This is a genomic window from Methyloprofundus sedimenti, from assembly GCF_002072955.1.
GTDB classification, from domain to species: Bacteria; Pseudomonadota; Gammaproteobacteria; order Methylococcales; family Methylomonadaceae; genus Methyloprofundus; species Methyloprofundus sedimenti.
Map to the genome: position 1 here is coordinate 2,043,845 of NZ_LPUF01000001.1, position 18,360 is coordinate 2,062,204.

Below are 18,360 nucleotides of genomic sequence, written 5' to 3' on the forward strand. Positions count from 1 at the left end.
AGAATATGGAAATTATCAAAGGAAATATCTTTACCAGTTCATGCCACACGCGCGTCAACACGATTAATTGTGTTGGTGTCATGGGTGCAGGAATCGCACTGGAATTCAAATTACGTTACCCCGATATGTTCGCTAAATATGCTCAGTTATGCGAACAAAAGCAGATTGATATAGGCAAATTATGGCTTTATAAAAATACTGCAAATTGGGTGCTTAATTTCCCTACCAAACGACATTGGAAATACCCTAGTAAATTAGACTATTTAGAGCGTGGGCTGGATAAATTTGTCCAAACCTATCAAGAACGAGGCATAAAATCAATCGCCTTTCCTTTACTTGGAGCAGCCAAAGGCGGACTGCCAGAAGATAAAGTTTTAATGCTTATGGAAGAGTATTTAAAAAATTGCACTATCCCTATTGAAGTTTATCAATATGATCCGACAGCCACAGATGACTTATTTATTCAATTTCGGCAGCGTGTTTTAGAAAGCTCAGATACTGAGCTCATGCAACAAAGTGGCTTGCGTAAACAAGCGATTAATAAATTATCCGAGGCTTTAATCGACCAACGCATATGCACCATTAGTCAGCTTTCAACAGTACCCGGAATTGGTGCGGTAACACTAGAAAAAGCCTTTGCGTTGATGCGAACTCCCGTTTCAATACAACAACACAGTCTCTTTGAATGAAACTAGGAATAACTATGCAACCTCACGAATATAATAAACGCATCTTAATAGCAGTCAGTGGCTTATCACCGCAAATCCTTACGGAAACCTTGTATGGACTCGCAGTTAATAGCAGTGAGCCGTATATTCCAACAGAAATTCATTTAATTACCACTTTAGAAGGGGCGGGCCGTGCAACGTTAAATTTATTGCATAAAGACAGCGGTAAGTTTCATGCTTTATGCCGAGAATATCAATTACCTGATATTCAATTTACAGAACAAAACATCCATATTATTCAGGATGCGCAAGGTAATGAGCTGGATGACATACGTACACCAGAACAGAATGCGGCTGCCGCTGATTTTATTACCAATACTATTAAAGAACTCACCAGCGATGAGGATTCTGCTGTACATGTTTCTATAGCAGGCGGGCGTAAAACGATGGGCTATTATTTGGGCTATGCCTTATCACTATTTGGCCGTACACAGGACCGCTTATCTCATGTGTTAGTCTCTGAAGGCTATGAAGGGCATAAAGACTTTTATTACCCAACCCTGGAAAGTAAAGTGATTCATACCTGGGATAACCGTCCTTTAGACACCTCAAAAGCAGAAATTTCATTAGCAGAAATTCCCTTTATTCGCATGCGTCAGGATATTCCGGAGAAGTTACTGCAAGGCAAGGCAGGCTTTTTAGATACGATTACTTTGGCACGTAAGGCAGAATTAGAGCCAGAACTTATTATTGATAAAAAAAATAAACGCGTATCAGCCAGTGGGGAAGTGATCACCTTGCCAGATATACAGCTTGCGTTTTATTGCTGGTTATTAGAAAACACAGTAGTAAAACAAACAACCTTAGAGAAGCCAAGAACCAATAAACCACGTGAAGACTACGTTAAGCCCTTTATTAAGGCTTACGAAGAAATAGCGGGAAAAGCGAAAGATACGGATAAAACAGTGGCCGCCTTATCAGACGGTATGAAAAGTGGCTTTTTCTCAGATAAAGTCAATAGCATCAATGCCGCCTTAATCAGAAATTTAGGTGCACGCTTAGCAAAACCTTATTTGATTAATAAAACCAAGACACGATTAACTGGAGAATATTTTACTGAAATAGCGGCTGAGCAATTGAAACTTGCAATCATCAAATAATAACAATAGATAAGGAATCAGAATGACACATACACTCATTAGTTTTTTAGGCAAAGCACGTAAAGATGAAGGGGGGCAGTACCGGACGGCAACGTATGATTTTAATGGCGAGAAAAAAACCAAACAGTTTTTTGGTTTAGGCTTATTAGAAGTTATTCAACCACAACAACTGATTATTCTAGGTACTTCCGGCAGTATGTGGGATGTCTTTTATGAAGCTTTTGCAGACTCAGAACAACAGGAAGCGCACTGGATAGCTTTGAGTGACTCAGCGGAAGCTGATCAAGTTACGCAACAACAATTAGATGCATGTTCCATAGATTTATCAGAAAAGTTAGGCTTAAAGTGCTTATTGAAGCTCATTCCTTATGGTGTGAATGAACAAGAACAATCCACGATTCTTAAAATCATGGCCGCTGATATTGCCTATCAAGATCAAGTATCTTTAGATTTAACGCATGGGTTACGGCATTTACCCATGCTGGGCTTATTAAGCGCGATGTATTTACAAACGGCAAAACAGGTACACATTGAAGGCATTTATTACGGAGCCTTGGAGCTCACCGAAAATCAAATAACACCAGTTATGAAACTAGACGGCTTATTGAAAATAGCTGACTGGATCAGTGCTTTACATGGCTTTGATAAAACCGGCGATATTGCGCCTTTTAGTGATTTATTAAAACAGGAAGGTATGGATGCAGAAACGGCTAATTTACTCAAGATTGCAGCGTTTCATGAAAGCACATTAAGTATTACTAATGCTCGTGGACCATTGAAAGCCTTTTCTAAAAAGACATCAGGGGAGCTTCCTGGTATAGCGAGTTTATTTACGGATAGTTTAAATGAACGCATTAGCTGGAAAAATCAAAGCAGTATTTATTTACGCCAACGTGAAAAATCGATTTTTTATTTACAGCAAGGGGATTATGTTAGGGCAGCGGCATTAGGCTATGAAGCGGTTATTACCCAATATCTCAAGAAAAATAATCCAAGTGCTGATGTGGAGAATTATGAAGTAAGAGATGAGGTGCGTAAAACCATTGAAACTCAGCTATCGAAGTCAGAGCTTGTTGACTATAAATTGTTACGCAATATTCGCAATTCATTAGCCCATGCTAACCGCCCAAATAAGGAAGAAATCCAGACAATACTCAGCGATGAATCATTACTGCAAAAAAAATTAACAGAGCTATTTTCTCAATTGCTCCCAGAAAAATAGGATTTTAGTGTATGCAAAAAATACAAGCAGATTATGAAATTGTTACACCGATGTTTATCGGCGGTGGCGATAAGCAGGAAGAGCCTGAAATAAGGCCGCCTTCAATTAAAGGTGCATTACGCTTTTGGTGGCGAGCGCTACAATGGGGTGAATGCCTGAAAAATGCAGGCAATAATGCCGAGCAAGCATTGCATGAATTACATAAACAAGAAGCGGTATTGTTTGGTGCGGCTTTTAAGGATAACAAATATGGACAAGGGAAGGTGTTACTAAAGGTAAAAAAATTCCCTTCAAAAACAGCAAATATACTTAACTTAAGTTCAGGTCAACAGTATTTACTAGGTCAGGGCTTATATCATTTTAGGGATGGCTTATTACAACAAGCATTGGCTAGTCAGCAGCATTTTAGTGTGATTCTAAAGCTTGATAATAATATTGATGCACAGCCTATTATAGATGCCTTAATGCTTTTTGGTTTGTTAGGAGGCTTAGGCAGCAGGGCAAGAAAGGGCTGGGGATCAGTAGCGATTCAATCACTAACACTGACAGATAAAGAGAATAATAGCCAAAAGATAGCGATACCCGACAATAAAGACAGTTATAAAAAAACAATCAATACTATATTAACGAGCCTTCCTTCGTCATTACCACCTTTTACTGCATTTTCTGGTCACACGCGGATTGATTTATCTGCTACAACATCTAAATTACCCGAAAGCTTACTGACTGAAATGGGTGAGCAGATGCAAATGTATCGGAGCTATGGCAGAAATGGTGGAAGCGGGCATAAAGTGAATGGTAAGGATGCAGAACAAAATTTTAAAGAAGATCATGACCTGATACTTAGTTTTGCTCAAGGTCAGCGTGTATCAGAACCACCCAGACGAGCTGTATTTGGTTTACCGCATAACTATTTCTATTCAAATGGTACTAAAGTTGATGTTGATGCAGAAGCAGAACAAGGTAAAACGAGCCGTCGCGCATCGCCTTTAATGATCCATATTCATCAGTTTCCATCGGGCGAAAGCATTGCTGTGCAGAGTTTATTGAAAGCAGATTTTTTACCTGAAGGCAGGCGAATTCAACTGAAAGATATAAAAGGAAAAAAAACACAAATGCTTAAATGTGATGTGGATTGGACTGTGATCACTGATTATTTGGAACGATTTCAACAAGGAGAGCGAATTATATGAATGACCAAGAACAATTCTTCCATTTCACCTTAGGACCCGTTCAAGGTTTCGTTGCACAAGCACGTCGTACCCGTGATTTTTGGGCGGGATCTTTTTTACTGTCCTGGTTATCAGCGGTAGCCATGCAAGCCGTGATCAAACAACAAGGCGAAATTATTTTCCCTAAAGTCAGTGATAACTACTTAAACTGGCTAGAACACGAGGGAAAGCAGGATACAGAACCACAACAAGGCTGTGTGCCTAATCGCTTTAAAGGCGGGTTAGCGAAAGTCCCGCATGATTTTAACCCTGATTTAGTCACAGCAAGCATTCAACAGGCGTGGCAAGCAATAGCCGAACAAGTTTGGCAGCAGGATTTAAGTCATTGCGCGCAAGAAACGCGTGACATCTGGGATAGACAAATAGAGCACTTCTGGGAAATCAGCTGGGCTTTATCTGAGGATAAAAATGAAAGTAACTTACTTGATCGTCGCAAAAACTGGCGCAATTACTTACCTCCTGAAGAAGCGGGCGTCAAATGTATGATGATGGATGGCTGGCAAGAGCTATCAGGCATTGCCACACCCAATGCCAAAGGCTTAGACATATTTTGGCAAGCGGTGCGCGAAAAAGGGGGTTCAGCAATAAAAACCGACTTACGCGCACATGAATACTTATCCGCAATCGCCTTTGTTAAACGCCGTTTTGCCCATTGTTTTGCTGATTTAAAAACACAGATGCCTGGTGGTTGGACTTTACATGGCTGGGCAGTGAAATCTTCGATCCCATCAGTGGCGTATATGGCAGCAGCGCCCTGGTTAGCGCAAGTTTTAACCCATGCGCCTGAAGATAAAATTAAAACTTTTCATGATGTAGCCAAAAAACTCACGCAAAGTTATGGTGAATACCCAACCCGTTTAGATTGTATTGAAGCGGCTTTAGATCGACGTGATGGAATAACGCTGTTCTGGAATACCAAAAGTCTGGATGGCAATGTATTTTTTGAAGCCGCTTTAGACAATAAAAATATTTACCCCGATCAACAACAAGCGCAAGTGGTTAAGAAGGCGTTAAAAGCATTGCGCGAATCTGTGTCAGATCAAACCCTGGAACCCGTCAGTCCATTCTATGCTGTATTAATGATGGACGGTGACTCACTCGGTTCGCATATGAGTGACCCTGATAAACAAACCAAAATCAGTGATGGTCTGGAAGAATTTACCACTGGAGTGCAAGCGATAGTTGAGAATCACAGTGGTTTTTTAATTTATGCCGGCGGTGATGATGTTTTAGCTTTATTGCCTTTGGAGTACGCCTTGAACTGTGCGAATGAACTACGAACGCATTATTTAGAATGCTTTAGCGCCTACCCTGATATTAATACCACCTTATCTGGAGCGATAGAATACGCGCATATAAAAATGCCGCTAGGTAAGGTATTAGGCGATGCGCATCATTTACTCGATGAAATAGCCAAAGACCAAACGGGGCGTGATGCGATTGCGGTTAGAGTCTGGAAACCAGGGGGGCAGCATTTACAATGGGCGATGCCCTGGCAATATGCCTTAAATGCACAAGGCCAAGTGATTATTGATCAACTCGCTAAAGCATTTCAGCAGGACCAACAAGAAACCGCTTTTTCCAATAGCTTCTTTTTTCATGCAGAAGAACGTTTTGCCAGTTTACAAAATCAAAATAAACAAGGTGAAAAGAGTTTAAGTGAGGAATTTCCTAAAGATGTCATGATTCAACTGATTGCTGCTGAATATCTTAACTCAGGTGTGCATCAGGGAGGGAAAATACCTTTAACGCATGCTATGACTCGAGTAACGCCCTTGTTAGAGCAATGCTTTAGCGTAAAACGTACACCTCCAGATAACCAAAGAGGCAATAAAGAAAGTTTTAAGCAACTGAACATCAAAGCACTGCAATTTATACACTTTCTAGCGCAAAAAGGAGTTGAACATGGCTAAAGGTAAAGGTAAAAAACAGCAAGGCACTAAAATAAATTACAAACAACAGCAGCGTCAGAAAGCAAAAAATGAACAACAACAAATGACATTAAAGACTGGAGTTCAAGCCTGTGCAGATGGCGAAATTAACCTGCACATTCATGCGATTGATACCTGGTTCTTCCGTGAGTCACGCCCGCATGATGCGGCAGGCGCAAGTGAGTTAAGCAGTTTATTTCCACCGCCTATTCGTACTTTAGCCGGTGCCTTACGTACCTATATGGGTGATGCAATGGGCATTGACTGGAAAACACTGCAATGCCCAAATAATACTTTTGACTTTGAAAAAAGCTTAGGTAATGCCGAGCACTTGGGCGAGCTAGAGTTAAATGGCCCTTACATCGTTTATCAAGGTCAACGCCTGTATCCCGCTCCGCTGTATCTAATGCACAAAGAAGAGCAATGCCAACGGCTAATGATTGGTCAGCCCGTGCGTTGTGATCTAGGTACGGTACGACTACCTGAAATGCCCAAAGGATATCAGGGCTATAAAACCCTGGAACAACACTGGCTGACTGCATCGGGCATGCGGCTATGTCTTGATGGGAGTGTCCTGCATGCCAAAGACATTATCAAAGCGGAACAACTGTTTGGCCATGAAGCACGTTTAGGGATTGCCCGCGATAACGCTACGCGTAAGGTGGTTGAAGGACAGCTCTATCAAACCCGGCACCTGCGCTTAAAAGACGATGTTCATATAGAACTGAATATTAAAAACCTAGAAGCAGGCCTACTAGACAGCGTAACTCAAACGCAGAAAAGAGCCACCTTAAGATTAGGAGGGGAAGGGCGCATGGCAAGCTTAAGTGTGAGTGCTGAAGCGGAAGCCTTACCTTATATAAAACCCAGGAAAACCGACACGCTATTAATCCAGTTTATAACACCCGCTGATTTTAACGGCAATATGTTCCCGGAAAACTTCAACGAAATTAAGCAAAATGGCCAAACCGTTTGGCAGGGTGAAATCAATGGCATTGGCTTACAAATAGAAGCCGCTGTGATTGGTAAAGCCCATCGTGAAGGCGGCTGGGATATGCAAAAACATCAGCCGCGACCGGTAAAAAGTTATACCCCAGCAGGGACAGCCTGGTTTTGTCGGCTTGATAATCCAGATGACTATCAACAGGTACACGATACATTACAAGGTCACTGTATAGGTGCAGACAGCGCCTACGGACGGGGACAGATTTTAATTGGCCAATGGCAAGATACGGATTGATAAGTGTCTGCTGAAAAGGACGCTAGAGCGTCGAACATGCATTCCCACGCCGGAGCGTGGGAACGATAAAAAATTATAGTTCCTCACGCTCCAGCGTGGAAACTCATACGTGAACGCTCCAGCGTTCCGAACTCAATAAAAATAAGGAAGTATAAATGACAACAAAAAATGCATTAATAGGTCTTTGGGCAGAAACCAGCATTCACGCAGGTGCGGGAAGCTCGGTAGATGGCATTGATTTACCCATACAACGCGAAGGCCATAGTCAATGGCCCTGTGTTTTTGGCTCATCAGTAAAAGGCGCATTACGCACCAAAGCAGAAGATAAGCTAGGCAAAGACAATACCAGTATTACTTATGTCTTTGGCCCGGACAGTAGCAGTGACAAGGCCTCAGAACATGCCGGGGCTTTATTGGTCAGTGATGCGCGTTTATTGCTACTGCCGGTACGCTCACTCACCAGTCATTATAAATGGGTCACTTGCCCCGCCATATTGCAACGATTATTACGCGATGCCGAACGGCTTAATATCAGCCTAAAGTTTACAGTACCTGATGTAAAGGAGAGTGGTATTGCCATTACTTCCGCAACTGAAGCGACTGACTTGTTTTTAGAAGAATACCGCTTTACCACTAACACAGCAGATTTGACTGATTTAATAACCGTATTGGCTAAAATCACGGGTATTCAAAGTGAAGAACTCAGCGATCAATTAGTTATCGTCAGCAATGACCAATTCAGCTATCTTGCCAAATATGCCACCCCGGTTACGCCGCATATCGCCATTGATAATGAGAAAAAAGTCGTAGAAAAAGGCGCCCTTTGGTATGAAGAAACCTTAGCACCTGAAACCATCCTGTATTTTGCCCTGAGTGCGCATAAATCACGCGGTGATGATATGCCTGCTGAAGCGATTTTAAACTGCATTACCCAAGGACTGTTTGCTGAATCGCCTTATTTACAACTCGGCGGCAATGAAACGGTCGGCATGGGCTGGTGTAAAGTTACAGTATTAGCAAGTGAGGCCTAATCATGGAATTCACCATACAACAACAGCGGGCAAAAAAAGCTCTTAATGCCGTACAAGCATTGCGAGTAACGCTAAATATTGAAAAACAAAAGGAGTTTATTAGTTACGCTAATAGTTTGCCTGCGATGATACACATGAATGGCTTAGGCCAGGCAATGGCTTTTTATAAGATGAAAGGTAAAGAGCCTGGTGCTTATGCTGAGCTATATAATTTGGTATCTGACTGGCTCTGCCGAACAGGCCAACCCTATCAAGGAAAGCAAGACGTACTCACTGGCATTACCCAATGTGATATGCATCAATATCAACTCGCGCAAGCCGAAACCTTAGTGTTTATGAGCTGGGTGAAGAAATTTGCCAAAGCCTTTTTAGCGGAGGAGGGCCAATGATCACCCCTTTGTATAAAGAATTTCAAGCAAAGCCCAGTAAACCAGAAGGTGCACATACTGGCCTATGGTTTGATCGGTTTTTTAATCAATATGCAACTGATTGGACATTGGATAGTAGTGCAAAGGATAGTTGTGCAAAAAAGGCCTGGATTAAAAAAGTCGTGGGTCTTACAGGTGATACTAAAAAATTAGAGACCTTTAATCATCGCCAAATTGCTCTCGTCGCGCAGTTAAAAGGTGCAAGCCAACGCTACACCAGTGATTGGCATTTTGTCACCGGTATGGGCAATAGTCATCCGGTGGAAAATGGTTTTAGCTGGCATCCCACCTTAGCCGTGCCTTTTTTAACGGGCGCATCAGTTAAAGGTTTGGTGCGTGCCTGGGTGGAAATGAATGATGAAGGGTTAAGCGAAGAGCTCAAAGCAGCGCGTTTAAAAAGCTGGTTTGGTACAGAAAAGAAAGGTGATGTAGCCGAACAAGCCGGCGACTTTGTGTTTTTCGATGCCTTGCCCGATGCGCCACCGCAATTAGCCTGCGATATTATGACCCCGCATATGGGTAAATGGTATAGCGATGGCGATCAAGCGCGTTTGAGCGATAGTACAACCATTCCGGCTGACTGGCATGAGCCCGTGCCGGTACCTTTTTTAGTGGTTAAAAAAACCAGCTTAGTGTTTCATATCGCCCCCCGAAAAAAAGACCCTCAAGCTGAATTAGAGCAAGTCTTTTATGCCTTAAATCAAGCCCTGGAATGGTTAGGGGCAGGGGCTAAAACAGCGGCGGGTTATGGCTATATGAGTGAAGATACGCGTTATAGCGAAGACCTAAAAACCAAACTAGCCGAGCAACAAGCAAGGCAAGAAAAAGAACAGGCACTCAAAGCCAAATTAGCGGATCTATCACCCTTGGCGCAAGACTACTTTAGGCAAGCTGATGAGGGCGACTGGCAGAATAATAAAGATAAATTTCTACAGGCAGGCTTAATTGAAGGCTGGCTAGATACCTTGGAAGAAAATCTGGATGCAACTATTTTAGCGGATATGATTCAGCTGTTAGACCTGCATATCAGAGGATTATTACAAGACCCGGATAAAGTGAAAGGTAAGCCTGGCAAAGAAAAGCCAGTTTATAAAGAGAGACAACGCAAGATAGCGCACCGTATCAATGACTTACGTTAATGAAATTAAATGCTTGAATTAAACGTACACCGTTATCAATTTAATGGCGAGCTCAAAGCGCCTTTACAATTAAATGCCTATTCAGGCTCTATGCTGCGCGGTGCCTTTGGCAATGCGTTGCGTAAGCTGGCCTGTGTGACCAACATGGCACAATGCAAACAGTGCTTGCTGTATCGGCAATGTGTCTATCCGCAGCTGTTTGAGCCGCCGGTGCCTTTGCATACAGAGCTACAACAATTTAGCGCGATTCCCAGCCCTTTTATTATAGAGCCGCCACCCATCGGTGAAAGCTCTTTAGCGAAGGGTGGAAACCTGCAATTTAATATGGTGCTGATTGGCCAGGCTAACCAGCAATTAGCCTTTATTATTGAGGCATGGAAACGCGCTTTTCAGCAAGGGCTGGGAAAGCAGCATGCACAATTGAATTTGCGTATGGTTTATTATCAAGCAGCTGAGAACAGTCAAACACTGATCTATCAAGCGCAACAGCCACAGTTACAAGCCATTCCTGCTAATAAGGAACAGCATTTAATGCAGACAGACAGCATAACCTTGTCTTTTGTAACGCCCTTACGCATTCAACAAAAAGGGAAAATTTTATCTGAACACATGAGCGCAAAAGACTTTTTAATGGCATTGGTGCGACGCTATTATTTATTACAGGAATTTTACGGCATAGACTATCAAGCCCCTCAGTTCTCGGAGCTCGCCATAAAAGCGGCAGGTATCGCCTGTCATGTGAAGTTTCAGTGGTATGAATGGCAGCGTTATTCATCACGGCAAAAACAAGCCATGAAATTTGGGGGGGTACTCGGTGAATTACAGTTACAAGGTGATTTAAGCGAGTTTTTATCTGTTTTATACTGGGGGCAATGGCTGCACGTGGGCAATAAAACCAGCTTTGGTATGGGGCAGTACAAAATAGCTTAAATTAATAGCGAACTTTGTCGTATAATAAGCGCTCGATTAAAGTGTATTTAAGAGAAAAATAAGCAAAAAGTCGCCTTTTTTATGTTCAAGAAATCAGTTAGAAAGTAGCCCTGTTTACGAAGGGATTAAGACGACAAATATGTGCCGAGCATGATCCGGTCAATTCGTTAGAAAGTAGCCCTGTTTACGAAGGGATTAAGACATAACCATCATTGTTAGTCGCACAGACTCTTGAGTTAGAAAGTTGCCCTGTTTACGAAGGGATTAAGACGTCATGTGCTTTGGTGCTGCCCGGTTTCACTCGTTAGAAAGTAGCCCTGTTTACGAAGGGATTAAGACGCCTCTAACAACATTTCTTGCTGCAAACTTGCGAGTTAGAAAGTAGCCCTGTTTACGAAGGGATTAAGACATATAACATTATCCCCTTTTAACTCGAAACTTAAGTTAGAAAGTAGCCCTGTTTACGAAGGGATTAAGACAAAGTGATACCAGTCATTATCGCAGCGATACCGGTTAGAAAGTAGCCCTGTTTAGAAGGGATTAAATAAATATTTAGTTAAATTCTCCGCTGCAACCGTTTCATTTCAATTGCTTATACGACAAATGTGTCATCGCTGATGTTGGTTATCCAAAGGGTTCTAATATTCGGGGCTTTTAATTCAGGCACAATAAGCCGCTGCTACTGACCTTCTTAACGCGACACAATACTGTCGCAGGCGACGCCTTCTCTTGCTCACAAATAAATGCGCAGCTTATTCGTCTTGTTTCCCAAAGAACACGGCGGCCTTTTATAGTCCTGGACACAGCAGTTGACTGAAGCAATTCATTACCTGATTAGCCATAACTCTCAGCTATATTCGTTATCCTGTGCTGATAGCAGGAATCTTATGCGGTAAGCAAAAATGCCCGACAACAGACTGCGGGAATGACGAGATGCTTAACATGCTGATATTGTAAATTTTATTTTAATAGGGCTGTGAGTTGTACGTAATCAGGGTTCTTAATCGTTTTCACGTCTGCACCTTGTCCAGTCTTTAGACGTATGCTGGTTTATTAGACCACTACAGAGAGCTATGGGGCGATATTCAAACCACTGAAGAGCATCGGCTTGTTCACCGTATATGCAGATGATTTAGGTTTCTATTGCTGCCAAAACTAACAAATTTGTCTAAACGGATTCAGGTTTGAATAACTGTTTTAATAACCCTGAGTTTAATAGTCAGGGAATAAAAAAATGCAAACAAAATCTGCGCAAAACAGCTTAGAGACGGTCATAAATTACCATATTACAGAGAAGTGTAATTTTGCCTGCCATTATTGTTTCGCTAAATATGGCCTGGAAGATAAATTTAAAATGGAGTTACACCATGATTTATCCCAGGTAAAGCTGATGCTTGAAGATATTTACCAGCACTTTCAAAATGGCAATGCTGGAAATGATGTGCGTATTAATTTTGCGGGTGGTGAGCCAATGATATTAAAGAAATTTCCCGAGATTATCGAAATGGCTTATGCAATCGGCTTTAAAGTTTCGCTGATAACCAATGCCAGTGTTCTGACTGATGATTTTATTAACAAGCAGGCAAGACATTTATCCGTGTTTGGATTGAGTATCGATTCATTCCAAGAGGATACCAATCAAAATATCGGCAGAGTTACCTGGTCTGGTAAAGCTAATAAAACCGCTGAGATTATGCAGAAAATTGCTTTGATAAGAAAGCTAAACTCGGAGATATCAATTAAATTAAATACCGTGGTTACGCATAAAAATTATGATGAATTAATGGCGACGGAGATCAATAGAATTGCTCCCGATAAATGGAAAATCTTTGAGGTGTTGCCTAATGGTAATGCAGGGGGAAAAGTATCTAAACAGCAGTTTGAGCATTTCATCTGCAATCATGCAGAAACGGTAGATGTCCCCAAATTTGTTGAATACAATGATGATTTGCTTGATTCCTACTTAATGATTGATCCGCTAGGCCGTTTTTATCAGAGACAAAGCGTGGGTCATAAAAATATATTTAGTGCTCCGATAATCATGGTAGGCGCAAAGCAGGCGTTGCAGCAGGTAACCTTTGATCAACATAAATTTGATCAACGTTATGTCAGTTTTTCCTGAAGTTTTATCATGTTTGCAGGGTTGTTATCGTAGTCTGCATGAAGTTTACGCAATGCAGGGAATAGGTGCCATGAATAATCCCGTATTCCGCTAGCTCCATAACGGGCTACACAGAATTTCCTGATTACCCATAACTCTCAGTTATATTCGTCATTCCTGCACGCTTTTAGCAGGAATCTCGTGGGGTAAGCAAGGATTCCCGATAAAGCTTGTGCCCAAGCTTGACTGGGTAGACTTCGGGAATGACGAGACTATTAACATACTGATATTTAAAATTTTTTTAATATGGCTGTGAGTTGTACGTTTTCAAAGAATTTTGGTTATAGGCTGAAAATTATACGTCATCAGGGAATGCTATAGCGCTGGCTAAATAAGTGAGTTCCTGATTTTTGGAGAGAGTGATGAAGACTTTGTTTGTAGAAAAAAAGGCGATGGAATTACGCTATGAGCGCTCCTGTTTATTGCTTTATCATGCAGGTAAGCGAGTGAGCAGTGTGCCGTTAGCGCAACTTGAGCGCATTGTGGTTGCACCTCATGTGGCTTTAAGCGCGGGCGTTTTAGGTCTGGTGGCTGAGAAGCAGGTGGCGTTATTAGTCCTTAATACGCGCTATCCGGACCGTACAGCGATTTTATCAGGTACGATGCAAGGCGATATCCATCGCCGTTTAGCGCAATATCAATGTCATCAGGATGCAGCGTTCCGTTTGCACTGGTCGGTGTTGCTGGTCAAGCTTAAAATCATCCGCCACTGTCGATTATTGACACAACTTCGCCTGCAACGCCCTGATCTGCGTTACCCACTGACCCAGTCAATTGAGGCATTGGAGAAAATAATAGCCGAGATGTATAATGAACAGTTGATCACTTCCTTGCCACATTTGCGCGGTAAAGAAGGTGCTGCGGCTGCACTGTTTTTTAAGGCGTTTACACATGTATTTCCTGCGGCATTGAATTTTACCGGGCGTAATCGCAGACCGCCTAAAGACCCTGTTAATGTCTGTTTATCGCTGGCCTATACTTTGTGTTATCAGGAGTCGGTTAATGCGATTAAAACAGCGGGATTGGATTCTGCCTTAGGCTGTTTGCATGAGCCTTATTACAACCGGGATTCGCTGGCTTGTGATTTAATGGAACCCCTTAGACCGTTAGTGGATAAGTGGGTCTATCAGTTATTTCATCAGGCTGTATTAGGCCAGGAAGATTTTACTATCGCGGAGAGTTGTTTGTTACATGCCTCCGGAAAACAGCGGTTTTATGAGGCCTTTAGATTAAAGGCCCCTGCGTTTAGATGTTTGTTGCGGCGCTATGCGCGTTATGCGGCACATATTGTTAGCCAGCATGAGCAATCACTTCATTAAATATCTGGTTTGTTACGATATTTGTGATGTATCGCGTTTACGTCGCGTACACAGATTGATTAGAGATTGGGGCATCCCTATCCAGTTTTCTATTTTTGAGCTTGAGCTAAGTGCGTGTCAATTAGATCATCTGATGGCTGAGCTAAAGGGCATCATTAATTTGGACGAGGATAAAGTGATGTTTTATCGCTTGAGTCCACAGCAAGAGCGCATTTGTTTGGGGTGTGCAGTGCAGACAGAAGATTTGTTGTTTGTTTAACGATCCCTGGGTGCGCAGGCAGCTTGCCTCTTACACAGACGAGCCGTCTGTGCCCGACATGGTACTGGCAACGTTGTCAGAATGCACATAGAGCAATAATTACTTTACTAGCATTGTTTTACTATTCTTTGTGAAGCAGCTGCTAGCCCTTAGCACACAAATATTAAAAGGAATTTTATGATGTCTTTAAACCCGACTGCCGCTATCTGGCACCAACATACTGAGGAAGCCTTGCGTAACTCTATTACACAAGGTGAATACCCTTATCTAGGTCTATATCGTGCTAGTTTTACAACTAAGATGCGCGAGTTCCTGGATAAGCAGGCCAGGCTTAAAAGTAAACCTGTTAACGAATATATCCATGCTTTGCGTAAATGGCCGGCTATTTATGCGTGTTATTTAACGTTGCATGTCGCTGAAAACTATGGTGATGAAACAGTTCGCGGCGTTTATCCCGCTATTGGCTTTGCGATATCTGGTACGCGTCAAGAATTATCGACACATGACAGAGAGGCGCTTTGGCTTGCTTATCGGCAGGCTTGTTTAAAGCTAGGTTTAGCGGTTTCTTCGCGCCAGTCGGGTACAAATTATATGGTGAATGAGTATCTTCAGCAGAGTGGCGTGCCTGTAAACTATGTTGAAGATCTGGTTAAACGCATGATTCGCTACGCTAAGAAAGTCGGTTTACCTTCCGATGATAATCCGCAAGCGATTCAGCAGTGGATGAGCGCTTTTGCCGAGCGCTTAAAAACCCCGGTTTCAATTACTGTACGTAATGCGATTGAAAATGATGAGCATGGCTTTTATTTACGTTTATTTTTGCGCCTTATTGATAGTCCTGAGTTATCTGCCTCAGAGTCAGAGCTTGAAACTATTATGGCTAAAACGATTACTGATTTTGGTGCTGAGCAGTTAAGCAATGTAGGTCAATTATCTTTACCGCGATTGTTATGGTTAGATAATGGCTTTGCGCTTGAGTTGCCAGCAGGTGAGTCGTCTATATGGACGGTACAGTTAGATGATGAATCAATCTCGCAAGTCGGAAAGTATGAGCTACAACTAATACCTTTGCAGAGGACTGACTATAAAGCGATTAACTTATCGGATGAGGCAAAAAATACGTATAGTTTTAATTTGTGGCCGGATCATAAGGACAATCGCTTGTTGGTTTTTTCTGAGCAGGGTGAATTTATAACGCAGGCTCAATTAAGTGCCGAGAGTAATGTTTTGGCATTGGCACCAGGGCATTATCAGTTTGTCAGTCGTTTTAGACCCAAAGGCCTGGATGCTGAAATTGAGTGTTTGGCAGAAGGGCCTGATTTGTATGGCTTAGAGGTGGATTTAAGACCGGAACAAAAACTTAGCTTACAACGCGGTCATGCAAGTTTGCTTGTTCAGGCGGATGCTAAGCCGTATGTGGGTTTAATAGGGCAGTCTTATCATGATACCAAAGGGCATGAAATCTATGCTTCTGCGGGATTAAAGCTTGGGGTTAGCCTCCCCGCGGAGTATTTAAAGCAAACTGAGTCAGGGTATGTTGTTCGCTTAGTGCCTGGTGATTCGGGTGAAGCGTGTGAAATTACAATTAATCCTGCAGATAGCGGACTTGTGGAATTAGCTCTTTCTACTCAAGCCAAACAGTGGAAAGCGGGGCTTACGCGGTTGTTAATTGAATTAAAGCGGGGCGATATTGCCCGGCCTATTGCACGTTTATCGGTGTTATTCTGGAATGGTCTGGTGTCTGTCAAAAATGCGAATCAGTTTTATTGTGATCGATTGCCTGAGAATTTGCTGTCAGCAGAATCTGATAATTCAGCGACGTATGAGAAATATGTTTCGTATAAGGATGCGCATCAGAGATCTTTTGGTTTATGTTTTCAATTAAGTGAACATAAAAAAATCTCGCTTGCCTGGTTTGTACAGGGCGTCTTTATAAGTCTGAAAGATTATTCTAATGGCCAGTATAGTGAGCGTATTTTACAAAAAAATACGCCTTTGACCGTGAATAATGCTTCGCGTGCTTTGCTGGAGGTTTTTTCCTCTACGCCCGGTGTTTTGCAATTAGGTCGTTTTAGTAAAAACATAGGGGTTAAAAACAAGACGCTAAGACTGCATCTTTCCAGTTTGGTGGAATATTTAACACCAGAATCTCATATATTGCAGTTTACTGCTCATGGTTCACTGGTCGCTGAGCCGCTATTAAATTTAATGACCTCGAATGAATTATTGTCATTCAGGGTGAGTCGCGTTGATGATTTTCAGTTGGTTGCTATGTCATTGAGCCACGTTGTCAGTGTTTTCAGGTTGACGGCTGTTGATCAATTAACTGGGCAGTGTGTCAGCGTTGAATTGGTGCCAGATGATGTGAGTAACCTGCATAATGCAAGTCGATTGGCTAATGTAACCAGTAGCACTGAAGGTGATATAAGGCATTATTTACTGGAATGTCCAATAAGCAACTGGTCTTCAGGGGCCTGGGTGATTACTTTAGAGGTTAAGGTTAATAATCGCTGGGGTTTTTTATGTAATGCCAGGCAGGATCATTATGCTTTTGGCTTATTGGTTAATGCGAGCGGTCATAGTCTGCTGCCATCAGATATTGAAGCTTTGTTAAGTTTCTTGTCAAATAGTGAGTTATTACCCGTTTTGCGACGTGTGCATTTGGCATTATTAATCTGTTATGCGCAAGAGTCATGGGATGAGATTGCGTGGTTAAAATCACTGTGGCTTTATCTGGTGCATCGGCTTAAGCCGCAGACAGGCGAGTTGCTGTTAGAGTCTTTGCATTTGGCGGCGCAATATCCCCCTGATACGGCTTCATCTGGTTGGGTGCCTATTCTTTCTTTAGGCGCTACTATTCCCTGGATTTTTTCTTGTTCGGCCGATGCTTATAAAGGTTTTGAGCATCGTAGAGAAAATTTATTGTTAGCTTTTAAAGTATTTGAGCCGTTAAATGACGGTGTTGCCTCTTTATTAAGACAGGGCCTGTTGAATGGCATTCTGGCATTTTCGTTTGCCAATCTTCAGGCAGTTATGCAAGGAAGTGAGCCTAGAGGCTTTGATATGGGTACTTATAGAGATGCATTGGTGTGTGAGGATATTTCCAGTAAGGTCAGTGTTATTTATCAGGATGACTGGCAGCCAAGAGCATGTGAATTTTTAGGGGCATTGCATTATCAATGGGCGGTGAAGACATTTAAAGATCATTACCTCAGAACCAGCAAAGGCAATGATTTTAGACGCATTACCGCTTTAGGCTTGATTAAAAATTGTACTCGCCTGTCTATTGATAAACTTTGCTCTGAGGTGTTGCCGGATTCTTTTCAAGCCTATTCTTTGGGTTTACTTGATGCCTTAAGTGATGATGATATTGATTTATTATCCGATGAAGCTGCGCAACAAAGAGAGAATTATCTGGCTATGATTCAGTTTCTTGCGGTTTTTGCGCAAGTGTGTCGACATGAGGTGCGTAGCCCAGGTGTACTAAAACTATTTATTAATGAATTATCTGCGCAAGTGGCTAACGGATTAAATGAGTTGCAGGGCGTGTTAGGGTATTTATTGTTTGTTGGTGAAGATATTTTTGCGTTTTATCTGCTTCTTTGGGAAATCGTTTTTCAAGCGGATATGGATTAACCTG

14 protein-coding genes and 1 CRISPR repeat array are annotated in these 18,360 nt (G+C 42.2%); all 14 genes read left to right on the plus strand.

What is annotated here, in order from left to right:
- Window positions 1–5: 5 nt before the first annotated feature.
- The 14 genes from AU255_RS09075 to AU255_RS09140 all read left to right on the plus strand — a co-directional run bounded on the left by AU255_RS09075 (window position 6) and on the right by AU255_RS09140 (window position 18,356).
- Window positions 6–689 carry a macro domain-containing protein gene (locus AU255_RS09075; RefSeq protein WP_080522573.1) on the plus strand — a complete coding sequence of 228 codons (684 nt, stop codon included), beginning with the start codon at window positions 6–8 and terminating at the stop codon, window positions 687–689.
- A 14-nt stretch (window positions 690–703) separates the two neighbouring features.
- Window positions 704–1,828 (plus strand): CRISPR-associated ring nuclease Csm6, encoded by a 1,125-nt coding sequence (csm6, locus tag AU255_RS09080; protein WP_158083090.1) that lies wholly within the window; start codon window positions 704–706, stop codon window positions 1,826–1,828.
- A 22-nt stretch (window positions 1,829–1,850) separates the two neighbouring features.
- On the plus strand, window positions 1,851–3,050 hold the full coding sequence (gene csx2, locus AU255_RS09085) for a TIGR02221 family CRISPR-associated protein (protein WP_080522575.1): 1,200 nt from the start codon (window positions 1,851–1,853) through the stop codon (window positions 3,048–3,050).
- 11 nt (window positions 3,051–3,061) lie between these two features.
- Window positions 3,062–4,243: a type III-B CRISPR module RAMP protein Cmr1 gene (gene cmr1, locus AU255_RS09090; RefSeq protein WP_080522576.1), complete on the plus strand. Its 1,182-nt coding sequence runs from the start codon at window positions 3,062–3,064 to the stop codon at window positions 4,241–4,243.
- Window positions 4,240–6,195 (plus strand): type III-B CRISPR-associated protein Cas10/Cmr2, encoded by a 1,956-nt coding sequence (gene cas10, locus AU255_RS09095; protein ID WP_080522577.1) that lies wholly within the window; start codon window positions 4,240–4,242, stop codon window positions 6,193–6,195. The genes cmr1 and cas10 overlap by 4 nt, the downstream gene beginning before the upstream one ends.
- On the plus strand, window positions 6,188–7,453 hold the full coding sequence (locus tag AU255_RS09100; RefSeq protein ID WP_080522578.1) for a type III-B CRISPR module-associated Cmr3 family protein: 1,266 nt from the start codon (window positions 6,188–6,190) through the stop codon (window positions 7,451–7,453). The genes cas10 and AU255_RS09100 overlap by 8 nt, the downstream gene beginning before the upstream one ends.
- A 155-nt stretch (window positions 7,454–7,608) precedes the next feature.
- Window positions 7,609–8,484: a type III-B CRISPR module RAMP protein Cmr4 gene (cmr4, locus tag AU255_RS09105; RefSeq protein WP_080522579.1), complete on the plus strand. Its 876-nt coding sequence runs from the start codon at window positions 7,609–7,611 to the stop codon at window positions 8,482–8,484.
- 2 nt (window positions 8,485–8,486) lie between these two features.
- Window positions 8,487–8,873 (plus strand): type III-B CRISPR module-associated protein Cmr5, encoded by a 387-nt coding sequence (gene cmr5 / locus AU255_RS09110; protein ID WP_080522580.1) that lies wholly within the window; start codon window positions 8,487–8,489, stop codon window positions 8,871–8,873.
- Window positions 8,870–10,051 carry a type III-B CRISPR module RAMP protein Cmr6 gene (gene cmr6 / locus AU255_RS09115; RefSeq protein ID WP_080522581.1) on the plus strand — a complete coding sequence of 394 codons (1,182 nt, stop codon included), beginning with the start codon at window positions 8,870–8,872 and terminating at the stop codon, window positions 10,049–10,051. Before cmr5 ends, cmr6 begins: the two co-directional genes overlap by 4 nt.
- Before the next feature lie 9 nt (window positions 10,052–10,060).
- Window positions 10,061–10,981, plus strand: a complete 921-nt coding sequence (gene cas6, locus AU255_RS09120) for a CRISPR system precrRNA processing endoribonuclease RAMP protein Cas6 (protein WP_080522582.1) — start codon at window positions 10,061–10,063, stop codon at window positions 10,979–10,981.
- A gap of 96 nt (window positions 10,982–11,077) precedes the next feature.
- Window positions 11,078–11,460: direct repeats of the CRISPR family, unit length 36 nt; unit sequence GTTAGAAAGTAGCCCTGTTTACGAAGGGATTAAGAC.
- 755 nt (window positions 11,461–12,215) lie between these two features.
- Window positions 12,216–13,103, plus strand: coding sequence for a viperin family antiviral radical SAM protein (locus AU255_RS09125; protein WP_080522583.1), 888 nt, complete (start codon window positions 12,216–12,218; stop codon window positions 13,101–13,103).
- Between the two features lie 401 nt (window positions 13,104–13,504).
- Window positions 13,505–14,461, plus strand: coding sequence for a CRISPR-associated endonuclease Cas1 (gene cas1 / locus AU255_RS09130; protein WP_080522584.1), 957 nt, complete (start codon window positions 13,505–13,507; stop codon window positions 14,459–14,461).
- Window positions 14,442–14,720, plus strand: coding sequence for a CRISPR-associated endonuclease Cas2 (gene cas2, locus AU255_RS09135; RefSeq protein ID WP_158083091.1), 279 nt, complete (start codon window positions 14,442–14,444; stop codon window positions 14,718–14,720). The genes cas1 and cas2 overlap by 20 nt, the downstream gene beginning before the upstream one ends.
- Window positions 14,721–14,897: 177 nt before the next feature.
- Complete coding sequence (locus tag AU255_RS09140) at window positions 14,898–18,356, plus strand: hypothetical protein (RefSeq protein ID WP_158083092.1); 3,459 nt, start codon at window positions 14,898–14,900, stop codon at window positions 18,354–18,356.
- Window positions 18,357–18,360: the final 4 nt, after the last annotated feature.